At 68.2% G+C, this 14493-nt stretch carries 14 protein-coding genes and 4 pseudogenes; 9 read left to right on the top strand and 9 right to left on the bottom strand.

What is annotated here, in order from left to right:
• Positions 1–76: 76 nt before the first annotated feature.
• Positions 77–2156 (bottom strand): annotated as a pseudogene (locus QE412_RS08530) (molybdopterin oxidoreductase family protein); the annotation flags it as partial.
• 5 nt (positions 2157–2161) lie between these two features.
• Entirely contained in the window at positions 2162–3550 is a 1389-nt protein-coding gene (locus QE412_RS08525) for an MFS transporter (RefSeq protein WP_373426538.1), read from the bottom strand.
• A gap of 373 nt (positions 3551–3923) precedes the next feature.
• Here QE412_RS08525 and QE412_RS08520 point away from each other — a divergent pair, with 373 nt between their 5' ends.
• On the top strand, positions 3924–4667 hold the full coding sequence (locus tag QE412_RS08520; protein WP_307482285.1) for a hypothetical protein: 744 nt from the start codon (positions 3924–3926) through the stop codon (positions 4665–4667).
• A 3-nt stretch (positions 4668–4670) separates the two neighbouring features.
• Here QE412_RS08520 and QE412_RS08515 read toward each other — a convergent pair whose 3' ends face one another.
• Both QE412_RS08515 and QE412_RS08510 read right to left on the bottom strand, forming a co-directional pair.
• A complete protein-coding gene (locus QE412_RS08515; protein WP_307482283.1) occupies positions 4671–5210 on the bottom strand; it encodes a hypothetical protein in 540 nt (179 codons plus the stop codon).
• Entirely contained in the window at positions 5194–6162 is a 969-nt protein-coding gene (locus QE412_RS08510; protein WP_307482280.1) for a hypothetical protein, read from the bottom strand. Before QE412_RS08510 ends, QE412_RS08515 begins: the two co-directional genes overlap by 17 nt.
• A 276-nt stretch (positions 6163–6438) precedes the next feature.
• Between QE412_RS08510 and QE412_RS08505 the strand changes: the two genes are divergently transcribed.
• The 3 genes from QE412_RS08505 to QE412_RS08495 all read left to right on the top strand — a co-directional run bounded on the left by QE412_RS08505 (position 6439) and on the right by QE412_RS08495 (position 8647).
• Positions 6439–7332, top strand: coding sequence for an epoxide hydrolase family protein (locus QE412_RS08505; RefSeq protein WP_307482278.1), 894 nt, complete (start codon positions 6439–6441; stop codon positions 7330–7332).
• An 82-nt stretch (positions 7333–7414) separates the two neighbouring features.
• Positions 7415–7735, top strand: a complete 321-nt coding sequence (locus tag QE412_RS08500) for a hypothetical protein (protein ID WP_307482275.1) — start codon at positions 7415–7417, stop codon at positions 7733–7735.
• A 21-nt stretch (positions 7736–7756) separates the two neighbouring features.
• Positions 7757–8647 carry an alpha/beta fold hydrolase gene (locus QE412_RS08495; protein ID WP_307482272.1) on the top strand — a complete coding sequence of 297 codons (891 nt, stop codon included), beginning with the start codon at positions 7757–7759 and terminating at the stop codon, positions 8645–8647.
• A gap of 210 nt (positions 8648–8857) precedes the next feature.
• Here QE412_RS08495 and QE412_RS08490 read toward each other — a convergent pair.
• Positions 8858–8974, bottom strand: a pseudogene (locus QE412_RS08490) (transcriptional regulator); the annotation flags it as partial.
• A 27-nt stretch (positions 8975–9001) separates the two neighbouring features.
• On the opposite strand from QE412_RS08490, the pseudogene QE412_RS08485 reads away from it, so the two are divergent.
• Together QE412_RS08485 and QE412_RS08480 are read left to right on the top strand one after the other, a co-directional pair.
• Positions 9002–10012 (top strand): annotated as a pseudogene (locus tag QE412_RS08485) (epoxide hydrolase); the annotation flags it as partial.
• 193 nt (positions 10013–10205) lie between these two features.
• Positions 10206–10619: a DUF3995 domain-containing protein gene (locus tag QE412_RS08480; RefSeq protein ID WP_307482270.1), complete on the top strand. Its 414-nt coding sequence runs from the start codon at positions 10206–10208 to the stop codon at positions 10617–10619.
• A gap of 111 nt (positions 10620–10730) precedes the next feature.
• On the opposite strand, the gene QE412_RS08475 is transcribed toward QE412_RS08480, so the two are convergent.
• Complete coding sequence (locus tag QE412_RS08475) at positions 10731–11141, bottom strand: RidA family protein (protein WP_307482267.1); 411 nt, start codon at positions 11139–11141, stop codon at positions 10731–10733.
• 300 nt (positions 11142–11441) lie between these two features.
• Between QE412_RS08475 and QE412_RS08470 the strand changes: the two genes are divergently transcribed.
• Positions 11442–11732, top strand: coding sequence for a hypothetical protein (locus tag QE412_RS08470; protein ID WP_307482264.1), 291 nt, complete (start codon positions 11442–11444; stop codon positions 11730–11732).
• Positions 11733–11895: 163 nt separating this feature from the next.
• On the opposite strand, the gene QE412_RS08465 is transcribed toward QE412_RS08470, so the two are convergent.
• Positions 11896–12822 (bottom strand): alcohol dehydrogenase catalytic domain-containing protein, encoded by a 927-nt coding sequence (locus QE412_RS08465; protein ID WP_307482262.1) that lies wholly within the window; start codon positions 12820–12822, stop codon positions 11896–11898.
• A gap of 124 nt (positions 12823–12946) precedes the next feature.
• Here QE412_RS08465 and QE412_RS08460 point away from each other — a divergent pair, with 124 nt between their 5' ends.
• Entirely contained in the window at positions 12947–13351 is a 405-nt protein-coding gene (locus tag QE412_RS08460) for a winged helix-turn-helix transcriptional regulator (RefSeq protein WP_307482260.1), read from the top strand.
• Between the two features lie 133 nt (positions 13352–13484).
• Here QE412_RS08460 and QE412_RS08455 read toward each other — a convergent pair.
• Together QE412_RS08455 and QE412_RS08450 are read right to left on the bottom strand one after the other, a co-directional pair.
• Positions 13485–13751: pseudogene (locus QE412_RS08455) on the bottom strand (carboxymuconolactone decarboxylase family protein); the annotation flags it as partial.
• A gap of 140 nt (positions 13752–13891) precedes the next feature.
• Entirely contained in the window at positions 13892–14155 is a 264-nt protein-coding gene (locus QE412_RS08450; protein WP_307482258.1) for a CBU_0592 family membrane protein, read from the bottom strand.
• A 91-nt stretch (positions 14156–14246) separates the two neighbouring features.
• Between QE412_RS08450 and QE412_RS08445 the strand changes: the two genes are divergently transcribed.
• Positions 14247–14405, top strand: coding sequence for a hypothetical protein (locus QE412_RS08445; RefSeq protein WP_307482255.1), 159 nt, complete (start codon positions 14247–14249; stop codon positions 14403–14405).
• The last annotated feature ends 88 nt before the right edge of the window (positions 14406–14493 follow it).

The following is a 14493-nucleotide window of genomic DNA, read 5'->3' as shown; positions in this document are numbered from 1 at the left end:
CCTCAGAGTTCGCGGCGACGAGCACCGGCGGACGCTCGACGACGTGCGGCGCGGCGGCGTCCGGTCGCTCGATAGGAGCCGCAGCGGTCGTGGGCGCGGAGGTGCCGGCATCCGGAGCCACCGTCACCCGCGTGCGCTTGAACTCGGGCATCGCCGACGTCGGGTCGACGCTCGCCGCGGTCAGGCGGTTCGCGCACTCCTCGCCCGCGTAGTGAAACGGGAGGAAGACGGTGTCGTGACGGATGTCGGTGGTCACGCTCGCCCGCGCCTTCACGGTGCCGCGCTCGTTCGACACGGCGACCAGCGCCCCCTCCCGGATGCCGAGGCGCGACGCCGTCGCGGGATGGATCTCGAGCCGCGCCTCGGGGCGCGCGCCGTTCAGCTCGGCGACGCGGCGGGTCTGCGTGCCCGACTGATACTGCTGCAGGTAGCGGCCGGTGACGAGTGTCAGGTCGCCGCCGCGGTCGGTGGGAGCGGGGGGAGTGGCCTCCACCGCCACCAGGCGAGCACGGCCGTCGGCGTGGGCGAAGCGCTCGGTGAACGGACGCGGGGTGCTCTCGGAGCGGTACGGCCAATACGCCTCGACGCCGGTGTCGAGCAGCTCGTGCGAGAGGCCGGAGTAGTCGGCGATGCCACCCTCCGACGCGCGGGCGAGCTCGTCGAACACCTCGGCCGGATCGATCGACCAGGTGGATGCCGCGCCCAGGCGCCGCGCGAGCTCCGACATGATCCACAGCTCGCTGCGGGCACCGTCGGGTGCGGCCAGCGCGCGGCGGCGGCGGATCACGCGACCCTCGAGGGAGGTCATGGTGCCCTCCTCCTCGGCCCACTGCAGCACGGGCAGCACGATGTCGGCGAGCTCCGCGGTCTCGCTGAGGAAGAAGTCGCACACGACGAGGGTGTCGAGGGCTCGCAGCCGCTCGCGCAGGGCATCGACGTCGGGTGCCGAGACGACGACGTTGGAGCCGGCGACCAGCAGCGTCTTCACCGGCCCACCCCAGTTCGCCGAGCAGCGCGGTGGCCGGGATGCCGGCATCCGGGAGCTCGTCGGCATCCACGCCCCACACCCCGGCGACGTGCCGGCGCGCTTCGGGGTCGCGGATGGAGCGGTAGCCGGGCAGCTGGTCGGCCTTCTGGCCGTGTTCGCGTCCGCCCTGGCCGTTGCCCTGGCCGGTGAGGGTGCCGTAGCCCGAGCCCTCGCGGCCGACGAGGCCGAGCACGAGCGCGAGGTTGATCGCGGCGGTCGCGGTGGCGGTGCCGTCGACGTGTTGTTCGACGCCGCGTCCGGTGAGGATGTACGCGCCGCCCGCGGCGAGGCGCCGGGCCGTCTCGCGCAGCAGGGCGACGGGGATGCCGGTGGTCGAGGAGGTGCGCTCGGGCCACCACTGCGCGACCGAGCGGCGCAGGCCATCGAAGCCCGCCGTCCGCTCTTCTATATACGCGCGGTCGGCGAGGCCTTCGGCGATGACGATGTGGGTGAGCCCGAGCAGCAGCGGCAGGTCGGTGCCGGGCGCGGGCTGCAGGTGGGTGCCGGCGCCGTCTTCGGTGAGGCGCGCGGTGGCGGAGCGGCGCGGGTCGACGACGATGAGGCCGCCCGCGGCGCGGGCTCCGGCGAGGTGCGCGAGGAAGGGCGGCATGGTCGCGGCGACGTTGGAGCCGAGCAGCAGGATGGTCCGCGCGTCGTCAAGGTCGGTGACGGGGAAGGGGAGTCCCCGGTCCATGCCGAAGGCCCGGTTGGATGCCGCGGCGGCCGACGACATGCAGAATCGGCCGTTGTAGTCGATGCGCGAGGTGCCGAGCGCGACGCGGGCGAACTTGCCCAGCTGGTACGCCTTCTCGTTGGTGAGTCCGCCGCCGCCGAAGATGGCGTTGGCGTCGGGTCCGTGTGTGGCTTTCGTGTCGCGGAAGGCCGCGGCCACGGCATCCAGTGCCTCATCCCAGGTGGTCTCGGCGAGGGTGCCGTCGGGGCGCCGCATGAGCGGCATCCGGAGTCTGTGGGGGGATGCCAGGAGCTCCGCCGACGTCCAGCCCTTGGCGCAGAGTCCTCCCCGGTTGGTGGGGAAGTCGCGGCCGGTGACCGCCGTCTCCGTGTCGTGGAGGACGGTCATGGCGCACTGCAGCGCGCAGTAAGGGCAGTGGGTGTCGGCGGAGCTCATGGACATCAGATGCGGGTGCCGCTCTTCTTCGACAGCGTCAGGTAGACGCTGGCGGTGATGGCGAGGAAGGCGACGTAGGCCAGCGCGAACCAGCCGAGGGCGGGGGTGTACGAGCCGAACGTCGTCTTCGAGAAGCCGAGCAGCTGCGGGATGAAGAAGCCTCCGTACGCGCCGATCGCCGAGATGAGGCCGAGGGCCGCGGCCGCCTTGCGCTGCGCGCCGATGCCGCCGTTGGCCTTGAGGGTGAAGATCGTCGGGATCATGCGGTACGTCGAGCCGTTGCCGATGCCCGCCGCGGCGAACAGCACCAGGAAGCACGCGAGGAACACGGCGAAGTTCTGCAGCGGCAGGGTCAGGATGACGCTCAGGATGCCGAGACCCATCACCGTGAAGGCGCCCATCGTGATGACGGTACCGCCGAAGCGGTCGGCGAGCTTGCCGCCGTAGGGGCGGGCGAGCGAGCCGACGAGCGCACCCATGAAGGCGAGGGTGACGGTGGCGGTGCCGATCGCGATTCCCTTGAAGTCGGGGAACGTGTCAGCGAGCAGCTTCGGGAAGACGCCGGCGAAACCGATGAACGAGCCGAACGTGCCGATGTAGAGCACGGCCATGATCCACAGGTGCGGCTCTTTGAGGGCGGCGAGGGATGCCGTGATGTCGGACTTCGCGTTGGAGAGGTTGTCCATGCGGAAGTACGCGCCGATCATCGCGACGATGATGAGCGGCACCCAGATGAGACCCGCGAGCGGCAGGTTGAGGGTGGCCGCAGCGCCGACGGTGATGACGATCGGGACGACGAACTGCGCGACCGAGGCGCCGAGGTTGCCGCCGGCGGCGTTGAGTCCGAGGGCGTAGCCCTTCTGCGCGGCCGGGTAGAAGAAGGTGATGTTGGCCATGGAGCTGGCGAAGTTGCCGCCGCCGAAGCCGGCGAACGCGGCGATGAGCAGCAGCAGGCCGAAGGGCGTCGCGGGGTTCGACACCGCGATGGCGAGGCCGATGCTCGGGATGAGCAGCAGGGCCGCCGAGACGATCGTCCAGTTGCGGCCGCCGAAGCGGGGAACCATGAACGTGTAGGGGATGCGCAGCGTCGCGCCGACGAGGCTCGGCATGGAGATGAGCCAGAAGATCTCACCGGTCGAGAGCTGGAAGCCGGCGGCGGGCAGCGAGACGACGACGACAGACCACAGCTGCCAGACGACGAAGCCCAGGAACTCGGCGAAGATCGACCACCGCAGGTTGCGTGAGGCGATGGCCTTGCCTTCTTTGGCCCACTGCGTGGCGTTCTCGGGGTTCCAGTTGTCGATCCAGCGGCCGGGGCGGTGTTGCAGTTCCGCTGTCTCGGTTGCGGCCGCGGGCGGCGTTGCGGTTTCGGGGCGCGGGTTGGTGACGGTCACGGGGTCCTCCGGTGGGCGATGTGGGGAGGTGCAGCGCCTCGCATGGGCTGGGCGTGCCGCCAGCGTAGGGAGGGGGCGTTACCCGGGAGGGCGTCGGGAGGGGCGGGGAGGTAACGGTTGTCTCACCCTGGGTGGGGGTGGGGGAGAGGGGGAGTTTACGTGGGCGTTACATGCGGGAGAAGGTCTGAGCGGCTGCGCGTCAGTGTTCCAAACTGATGGTGCGGGTTCGACTCCCGTCGTCGCCTCCCGATCTCTGTATGGCATCTCGTGCTATCGCCCCGAGAGGCCCGAACCACAAACCCCGCGGAAACCTAGCGTCCGCCCCCTAAGACGAGTTTCGCGGCCCAGGGTGTGGACGTGGACAATGACCGTTATGTCGTTATGGGAACGCGCACGCAAGCTGTGTACAGAACACATGGGGTTGGCGGTATCGCTGTTCCTGGCGGTGGTCGTAGTTCTTCGTGCGTTCTATTTCGCAGGCTTCGATATCAATATCGCATTCTCGGTGCTCGCCCTCACCAACCAGGCGACGCTGCTGATTTCAACCCTGGCCCTCGTGCTCATCGCGGGAGTCTCGCTGGCATGGGTGTTTGATCCTGGCGGCATCATCAATCGGGCTCATGATGCCGGGGCGCCGAGGGCGATCGTCTTCTGGACAACTATCGTGGTGACTACGCTGTTGCCTCTCGTTTACGCGTCCTTCATGTCGCCACTGCTCATCGCAGCGACCATCGTCGGCTTACTTCTCATCATCCTGTTCAGGCTTCGAGCTGCGCGGCGCAAGAAGCCACGCTCCGCAAAGGCGGCCAACCGAATGGCCTGGTTCGCGGGTCTGATCTGCGGCACGGTAGGAGTGTTGCTGCTGTCGCAACCGTGGATGGCCTCGGAGCAACTCATCATCGGTTCTTCTGTGGATCCTGTTGTCGGATATGTGGTCGGCGAACAGTCCGGGCAACTCTTGTTTCTCGACCGCAACAAGGCCCCGGTCTGGGTGAAGTCGTCCGATCTTCAGGAGCGTGCCGTGTGCACGATTAGCCGACTTCCAGACGAGTACCGCTGGCTTACTACCCCCATCAACAACGGGGCACGACCGGACATCCCAGACTGCGCCGATTGATAGCTAGCTGCCGGCCCGGCGCTCACGCTCGTTCTCTAGCACCTGTGCGAACTTCGTCCTCAAGAGAGCGTGCATGAACACCGACCTCATGAGCACGACGACCTCAAGGCAAGACGCCACGAAGCACACCGAGAGTGCACCAAACAACCAAGGTTCGACGCATATCGGGATGAACTTGGCCACGGCCGCGTAACCGACTGCACCGAGAACCGTGGCGATCTGTACACCGACCGCGATCATGAACGGCCGCAGGAACCCTAGGACACCCGCGTCTGATGCCTGGAGGAGTCTCAAGTAGGAGTCCGACAACAGGGACGTCACAAGCGCCACGCCGGCGAACACGATCGCAACCAACGCTGCGGCTACTCCTACATACAGACTCGCCACCTGAACACGATCACCGAGTGTGCCAAGCGCAAACAGGCCAGCACTTAGGCCAGCGCCAAGGATGACGCTCGCGACGTTCTCAACGGAGAGGATGTCGCGTAGCCGCAGGCGCCCGATCGCGCGCCAGAATCCGACCTCGCTACGAACCTCGCCCATTGGTCAGCTGCCGCCTCTCTGTCTGGCGCTCGACGGCCCCGAGCACGCTGCTGGTAGCAGTTTCCCAGTCATCTCCGACATTCTCGATCGAGGTCCGAGCCACCTGCTTGCGCTGGTCGTAGTGGACGGTTCGCCCACGCTTCTTGCCCTTGGCCCATACTCGGCCGAATGCATACTTGAGCGCCGCAACCATGAACCCTTGGGTTGTCGGATCGTCCTTGACTGCGTCCTTCTTGAGCCCTGTTGTCTCGTCGCGCGCCCGAATTTCCTCCTTGATCTGATCCGCTTCGTACGCATCCAGTCGCTCGAACAGCTCCTGAAACTGCTCCTCGCCGTCTGGGTTTGGCCGCTCAAACACCATGCGAAGCACGAGGAGCTGGTCGAGGTCGTCGAGCCACTCGTAGAACTCCTGCGAATCTCCTAGAGGCTCGACGCTCCACTCGGTGGTCGGGAAGTCGGTCTGACGCTCCCCGCGGTTCAGGATCTGGCTCAGCACATCACCCAACACTGACTCTGTAGAAAACGAAGGGTTCTTCAAGATCCCAAGGATGCGTCCGTTAGACGAGAATGCGACGGGGGAAACAGCGCTTTCGTCTCTCGCCACCACCCGATCCGTCCAGCTGTGCTGTTCGTCATCCCAAGCTTGACCAACGGCTTCACCTGATCGCGCCCACCCTAGGCGGCCGGTGAATGTTCCCCGTTCCTTGTCGATCCTGAGATCGCCCAGCCGCCAAGTGCGTTGATACTGACTGCCGCTCGTCGCGGGCTCTGAGGGTTCGAGGACGCGCTCCAAATGGCTGAGCAGGTCTGGGTCAGGTTGGAACAACGAAGGGTCACCGCCGATCGGGCGTCGATTAATCCTGTAGAAGAGCACTTCCTGCCCCTGCTTCACGAACCACAGGTGTCCGCTCGCGGATTTCTCAATCTCACCCTTGCTGTCGCCATCGGCCATTGGGTGCCCCTTCCCCCACGTTGCTCGAACACTATCGGAACGACGCGGACGCGCACCGTGGCGTCAGCATCGTGTCACGCCTCAGCGACCAACTCTTCGAACCGCGTGATCTGGTCGTTGTAGTCATTGGGGTACGAATGGGCGTAGATGGCGTCGGTCGTGGACACCGATGCGTGTCCCATTCACCGGCTGACCTCGTAAGGCTTCGAACCGTGAGGCGAACGTCAGACTCACGTAGGGTGTGGCAAAGGTCACGGAATCGGATGCACGGGAGCTTTGCCTGCTCGGTCGCGAGGCGCAGGTAGTAGCGGAGCGTCCCCCATCGACGAAGATCTCGCCGCGCTGCGCGAACGCCTGACATCCACGCGCCTCCCCGAACGCGCAACAACACCCCACGACGCGCGAGGCCGTGATCGGTGGGAGCAAGGCCCACCCCTCGCCGACGTCGTCGAGCTGATCGAGTACTGGCGCACCACCTACGACTGGCGGCCGTTCGAGCGCCGACGGATTGAGATCGGCCAGTTCCGCACGGTCATCGACGGGCTCGGCATCCATTTCCTGCACCGCCGTTCGCCGCGGCCGGATGCCACCCCGCTCGTCCTGACCCACGGCTGGCCGGGGAGCGTCGCCGAGTTCGTCGACGTCATCGACGAGCTCGCCGAGCCTCAGGATGCCGAGACCCCGGCGTTCCACGTCGTCGTGCCGTCGCTGCCGGGGTACGGCTACTCAGACAAGCCCGCCGAAGAGGGGTGGGGTACGGAGTGCATCGCGGCCGCGTGGGTTCAGCTCATGGGCAGGCTCGGGTACGACCGGTTCCTCGCCCACGGGGGCGACTGGGGTGGGCCGGTCAACATCGCGCTCGGTGGCCGGTTTGCGGCGCACGTCATCGGCATCCACACGACCATGCCGAGTGCGCCGCGCGGGCTCCGTCTCGAGGGGCTCGACGACACCGAACGGCAGTGGGTCGAGCACACTCGCGCTTTCGAGAGGAACCGTCTCGCCTATGCGAGGGTCATGGCGACCGCGCCGCAGACGATCGGGTACTCCCTGGTCGACTCGCCCGTCGGGCTGCTCGCGTGGATCCTCGAGAAGTTCTCCGAGTGGAGCGACACGGTCGACTCGCCGTTCGAGACCATCTCGCGCGACCGTTTCCTCGACAACGTGCTCTGAGATGCCGGATTCGGTCGTCGCGTGAGGGCACCATCGTGGAGTCCGTCGGAGGCCGAGTATGCCAGCGGCCTACCATGGCGGCATGATCGGCGCCTTGGTGATGTGGGGCGTTCCCGCGATGTTCGCGTTGCTGGCGGCGTGGAGTGCCGCATACCTCTGGGGCGTCGCGCGACGGCGCCGTCGAGGCGATACGGTGCTGCGCCCGGCAGGGGGAACGCTTGGCTTCGACGACGTATGGCGTCCGTCGGCGGCCGAGGCGCAGATCGTGTGGGAGGCCGAGCGAGTGACGCCGATTCCTTCACCGACTCCTGACGCCGGGCCGGGCGTCATCGGCGATAACCGCATCGTGATCGAGGTTCCGACGCCGCGGCATCCGGATCCGTCGCCGTCCGACCTGCCGTAAGCCGATCGCTACCGTGGGAACGTGGATCTCCCGGATGCGACGCCCCCGATCGGTCGATTCGTCGAGGTCGACGGCCGTCGCCTATGGGTAGATACCCGCGAGGGGCCCGGACCGTGCGCGGTCTTCCTCCCCGGCTCAGGCGAGATGGGACTCGACCTGTGGCAGAGTTTCGACCGCGTCACGCAGTCGCGCGCCGGCGTCATCTACGACCGCGGCGGTACCGGGTGGAGCTCCCCCGTCGCTCTCCCGCGGGCCGCGGCCGCCGTCGCAGGAGAGCTCGAGGCTCTCCTGCGCGCGCTGGGTGTGCAGGATGCCGTCGTCCTGGTCGGGCACTCGCTCGGCGGTGCCTACGCTCAGCGCTTCGCCCAGCTGTTCCCCGACCGTGTCGCCGGGATGGTGCTGCTCGACCCCGTGCACGGTGCGTGGAACGCGGCGATGCCCGAGCGGCTCCGCATCAAGCCCAACGCCTCGACGTCCGTCGTCGTGACCGACGAGCATCGCGCCGCCGCGCGCCGGTGGAGGGAGTCGGTCACTACCGACCTTCCGCCGCAGATCTGTCAGCTCGTGCGCGACCGGCATGCGGCTGACGACTTGGAGACCGGACCGCGCGAGGGGGCGAACTTCGTCGAGATCCTCGATGAGCTCGGCCCCGGCCCCTTCGCCGCCCCGACAATCGTTCTGCGGGCGGGCACGGTCGACCCCCTGCAGGCGCAGTTCAGCACCGCCGACGACCTCCGCGAGAGGGCAGCTGCCCTGCGACACATGTACGAGGCGGCGCTCCCGGCGGGATCGCAAAGCCGGGAACTGTCAACGGCGACGCACTCCGACATCGCGTTGGGGTTCGCGGAAGACGTCGCTGCGGCGGTGCGAGAGATCGGCGAGGCTACGCGCGGCCGAGGTTTCGTCGCCTGAGAGGTTTCGACGCGCTCGGGCACGTCGTGGGTGCGCATTCGAACACATGGCGCAGCACGTCGCCACCTCAGGCCCGTGCGTCATGTCGCTGCCCGCGCACATCGCCGCCGCCATCGCGCACGCATTCAGGGCCTGCATGCATTCCTCCATGGCATCCACGCTGCGACGGTTGTGACGCCATCTCCTCTGGCCGAAGCGAGGCCAGTCGTCCCGGCCATGGACGGGTCGGGCGTTCGCCGGAGGCTCTCCGACCTCCTCAACGGTGTGACCGCTGCACGCCGTCTTGGTGATTCTTGCGCGCTCGATGCGCGACACGGCGAACCATCGCCTCGGTCTCGGAGAGCCGCGCGGCTCGGCGACATCGTCGAGCTGATCGAGTACTGGCGCACCACCTATGACTGGCGTCCGTTCGAGCGTCGGCTGAAGGAGATCGGCCAGTTCCGCTCGGTCGTCGACGGGCTCGGCATCCATTTCCTGCACCGCCGTTCGCCGCGGCCGGATGCCACCCCGCTCGTCCTGACCCACGGCTGGCCGGGGAGCGTCGCCGAGTTCGTCGACGTCATCGACGAGCTCGCCGAGCCTCAGGATGCCGAGACCCCGGCGTTCCACGTCGTCGTGCCGTCGCTGCCGGGGTACGGCTACTCAGACAAGCCCGCCGAAGAGGGGTGGGGTACGGAGTGCATCGCGGCCGCGTGGGTTCAGCTCATGGGCAGGCTCGGGTACGACCGGTTCCTCGCCCACGGGGGCGACTGGGGTGGGCCGGTCACCATCGCGCTCGGTGGCCGGTTTGCGGCGCACGTCATCGGCATCCACACGACCATGCCGAGTGCGCCGCGCGGGCTCCGTCTCGAGGGGCTCGACGACACCGAACGGCAGTGGGTCGAGCACACTCGCGCTTTCGAGAGGAACCGTCTCGCCTATGCGAGGGTCATGGCGACCGCGCCTCAGACGATCGGGTACTCCCTGGTCGACTCGCCCGTCGGGCTGCTCGCGTGGATCCTCGAGAAGTTCTCCGAGTGGAGCGACACGGTCGACTCGCCGTTCGAGACCATCTCGCGCGACCGCTTCCTCAACAACGTGACCCTGTACTGGATCACCGCGACCGGGGCGTCAGCCGCGCGGATCTATTTCGAGAGCCATCAGACCCTCGGCCCCGACCTGCGGGTGACTGTGCCCGCGGCCCTGACCACCTACCCGCACGACATCGAGAAGCATCCGCGGCCCTGGGCGGAGGAACGGTTCCGCCACATCGTGCGGTGGCGGGCACCCGAGGCGGGCGGCCACTTTCCCGCGCTGGAGATGCCGGGGGAGTTCGTGCGCGATCTGCGGGAGGGGTTGGCGGCGGTGCTGGCGGCGTCGCGATGAGGGCGTGGTGCGAGCCGGTTCGCTCTTCGAGGTCTGACCGTCGTGGCCACGGACTCATGTCACCGGTGGGTCATCCGCGATCTCGTGACGGGGGCACTTCGATTGTTGATGACAGCCGTCGTGCGCTCTGCGGGCGTTCGTATAGGGTCCAGTCGTGCGCAAGGTACAGGTAGTGGGCACCGTAACTCGAGTAGTGAGCACGACCGCTCTGGCAGGCGTGTCCGTGCTTCATGTGATGTGGGCGTCCGGCTCGCCTTGGCCGGCGAAGAGTAAGAAGCAGCTGGGCGAGGCTGTCATCGGCTCCGACGGGCCCATGCCGGGCGTAACGCCGACACTGGTCGTCGCCGGCGGGACGGCTGCGGCGGCGCTTCTCGCGTCAGGCGCGCTGGGCGAGGGCCCCGCGCGACGGCTCGCGCTTCGAGGCATGGGGGCCGTCATGGCGATGCGCGCAGTGATCGGCGGTGGTCTTGCCCTTGCCGCCATGGGACTGCCTGCCCCGGGGAGGACATTTCGGGACCTCGACAATCGTCTTTATCGGCCTTTCGCCGCGCTCCTGGGCGTCTCGCTGTGGCTCGCTGCACACGCTGAGACGCCGGAGCACGGCTGATAGTCCCGAATTCAGGCGATCGTCGTGCGGATGAGGGCGCCAGCCTGGCCCCTGATCGATTTGTGCGGCCCGCGCGCCCGTGGCGAGGCCGAGCGCGCAGGAGCGAAGCCACTAGCGGTCGACAACCGCCGCAACAGCCTCGATCTCGACGAGCTGGTCGTCGTACCCGAGCACGGTCACGCCGAGGAGCGTGCTGGGCACATCGTGCTCGCCGAACGCCTCCCGAACGACCTCCCACGCCGTCACCAGGTCGGCTTGGCGCGTCGAGGCGACGAGGACGCGCGTGCTGATGACGTCCGTGATCCCGGCGCCGGCCTCGCGAAGAGCGATCCTCATGTTCTCGACGCACTTGGCCGCCTGGGCTGCGTAATCGCCGATGCCTGCGGTCGTGCCGTCGAGGTTCAGCGGGCAGGAACCGGCGAGGAAGATCAGTCGCGCCTCGGCGGGGGCGGTGGCGGCATACGCATACTCTGCGCGGTCAGACAGCGCGGTGGAACGAATGAGGGAGACGGCGGTGGGCATCTTTCTGACCTCTCATGCGTGAAGGGTGGCGGTGACGAGTTGCTGGACTCTCTCCGTCCACGCTCGTCGCTTCGACGCCGTCCGCCAGGAACGGCTCACGCGCCGCGGCGACCACGTTGGGGAGGCTACCGGCGACTGACCGTTGGTCAGTCACGTGAACTCGTCGGTGCGGTGGTTCGCTACAGACGGTGCTCCGCGGCATCCATCCATCGAACGGGCTGGCGGGGGAATGCCGCCGCCGGGTCTTTTGCACCTCCCGCCTCAGGAGTAGCTTGGCTCCCCCAAGGGGGGAAGCGTCGCATGGGTTCGTTCGGGTATATCGAGGTCGTGTTCTGGGCCGCCATCGCCGGCGGCATCGTCGTGCGGCTAATCGTGGTCCTGCGGCGGCGGCGGACCGAACGCGGGCGCGAGGCTCTGCGCTCGGCATTCGCGCCGGTGGTGGACGCGGCGGCGGTGCAATCGTCGATCTATGGCTGGACGCCCACGTCGTCGCTGGACGTGCCGGCCGCATACGGGTCTGCGCAGACGGGCGAGGATGCCGACCGGAGACCGCCAGACCTTCCCGCCGACTTCCGTCGGCCCGCGGAGTGATGGGCGCCGGCCGCTGAGCGAGCGCGGTTGGAGACCGGAATGACCGCGCCCGTCCAGAGTCGAGCGCTCGACGGTGTGCACGGGTTCCGCGTCGTCGATGGGGGTGAGCGCGGAGACGTCTGACGCGGATCACGTGAGGCGCGGGCGGGACGGGTGACGCGCCTCACGCCCCCGTCCCGCCCGCGCTCAGGGAAGCAGCACGATCCGTCCGCGGACCCCGCCGCTTCCGAACTGTTGATGCGCGTCCGCGGCTCGTTCGAGGGGGGAGCATGGCGTGCACGCGTGCAGTGATCGTGCCCTTTGCCGCAGCCGAGAGCAGCCGCCCGAGAAGGGCTCCGTCTGGTCCGGCCATGACGGCCTGAACGGAGATGCCGCGATCGGACGCGGGCACCGCGACCGGGATCACCCCGACGTAGGCGCCCCCGTCTCGCACGCTCGCCACGACCGCATCGCCGATCGCCGCGGCATCGAAGGCCGCGTCGAAGGCGGCCGCGTCGGCAAGGTCGGCGACGAAGGCGGCACCGGTCGCTGTCACGAACTCGGCGTCCTCGGCCCGGGCGAGTCCGGTGACCGAGAACCCGCGTTCGCGGGCGAGCTCGAGCGCGAAGCCGCCGACGGCACCCGCGGCGCCCGTCACCAGCAGTGAGCGACCCTGCGCCTCACCCAGAAGGTCGAGACCCGCGGATGCCGTGGTCGCATTCAAGGGAACGGTCGCGGCGTGCGCCGAGCTCAGGTCGGCGGGCACTCGGGCGACGTCCCGCGCCGGGACCGACACGCGCTCCGCGTACGCACCGAAGCCGCGATCGACGCCCCCGATGAAAACGGCCACACGGTCGCCGACGCGGATGCCGTCGACCTCGCCTCCCTTCTCGATGACGGTGCCCACGGCATCGCACCCCAGTCCGACCTCCGCAGAGGAGACCCACCCGAGCGAGTGGTAGACGCCTGCGCGGGTCTGAAGGTCGACGGGGTTCACCGTGGCCGCCTCGACCGCGATCACGACCTCGCTCGGCTCGGGGACCGGGTCGGGTCGGTCGACGATCTCGATGGCCTCGGCGGATCCCGGGTTGGTGACGATCGCTGTGCGCATTGCTGTTTCCTTTCGAGCGGTCTGACATCCGATCGACGCGATCGGACCGACCGTCATTGTGGGCGCGTACGCTCTCTTTCGGAAAGAAGGCACCCGAGAGTGTGTAGGTACCCAGGGAGGACTCATGGCGACACTGACCGCGGCCCAGAAGCGCACGCAGGCCCGCATCGAGTACGACGCGTATCTCGCCACGTGCCCGAGTCGGCAGTTGCTGTCGACGCTCGGGGACAAGTGGGTGGCGCTCGTGCTCTCGGCTCTCGCCGAGGGCCCGGCGCGTTACTCGGAGCTGCGGCGGCACATCGCCGGAGTGAGTCAGAAGATGCTCACGCAGACCCTGCGCACCCTCGAACGCGACGGCCTGATCGACCGAGACGTGGAGCCCACGGTTCCCGTCACCGTCCGGTATTCCCTGACTCCGACCGGTCACTCTCTCTTCGCCGTCGTCAGTGCGCTGAAGAGCTGGGCGGAGCAGAACATGCAGACCGTCCTCGAGGCGAGGAGCGCGTACGACGCCGCGGCCGGCTCGTGACGGATGCCGCCGAGCGTCCGGCCGCAGCTCGCGCGGAGGCGGGCGGCTGCGACCGCCGGCATCCGCGCGCGCGGCCGCGAACAGGCGAGCCGTTCGTTCATGCGCGCGGTGTCACGCCCCACGACGCCCCGCATCAGGCCACGGGCAGCAGGCCGCGCTCCGCGAACACCTTCTTCGCCACGAACGTCGCGTTGAGGGCGCGCGGGAAACCGCAGTACACGGCCGCGTGGAGCATCGCCTCAGTGATTTCCGTCGGCGTGAGTCCGACGTTGAGCGCCGCGTTCACGTGCACGTCGAGTTGCGGCTCGCACCCGCCGAGGGCGGTCAGGATGCCGAGAGTGACGAGCTGTCGATCGCGCGGCGGCAGCGCGGGGCGCGCGTAGATCTCGCCGAAGGCCCACGCGACGACCTGGTGGGCGGGTCAGGCCGGCGTCATCGCTGCTCACCCGGTCGGCGGAGAAGTTCGAGCGCGCTCACAGTCAAGCCGCGCATCGCAGAAGGCTTTCCTCGTGCAACCGGTCGGCGCGATCGGCGCGCGGATCACTCGACCGATGCGGATGCCACCCGGCGGCGACGACTGCGGAGGAGGCCCACCAGGCCGATGCCGAACCAGACGACGTTCAGAGCAGCGGACGGCCACGCCGACAACGAGATGCAGTTGGCCACGAGCGCGAGGCCACCGACGAGATTCATCGCCTGGTAGGCCCACCCTCCGGCGCTCAACCGTCCGGCGGTCAACAGCGCATAGGCGGCGATGAGCAGCACCGCTCCCGCCCAGCCGACGATTCCCATCACGATATCCACGGTGTCCTCCCTCGCTCCTTCACGGAAGGATGGCATTCACTGAGGCTTACGCGGTATTCGTTCCGCGTGAAGCAGGCATGAAGGGGCGCTTATGGATGCCGACGTGCCGCGGTTGATGGTGCTCCGCGCCGTGCGTGATGAAGGTGGCATCCTGGCGGCGGCCGACGAGCTCCGGTCCGTCCGCGACGACACGGCATCGATCGCGGTCGCGGCGATGCTCGATCAGCTGCGGCAACCGGAACCGCGATAGGCCGCGGGCGTCGGCCTATGGCATCCACGCTCGTCGGTGACACGCGTTGCGCCGGGAAGGGATGCCACGCCGCGACCGCCGCGGCCGC

Origin of the sequence: Microbacterium trichothecenolyticum, assembly GCF_030818955.1 — a bacterium.
Classification (GTDB): Bacteria; Actinomycetota; Actinomycetes; order Actinomycetales; family Microbacteriaceae; genus Microbacterium; species Microbacterium trichothecenolyticum_B.
This window is presented reverse-complemented; position numbering and strand designations above follow the sequence as displayed.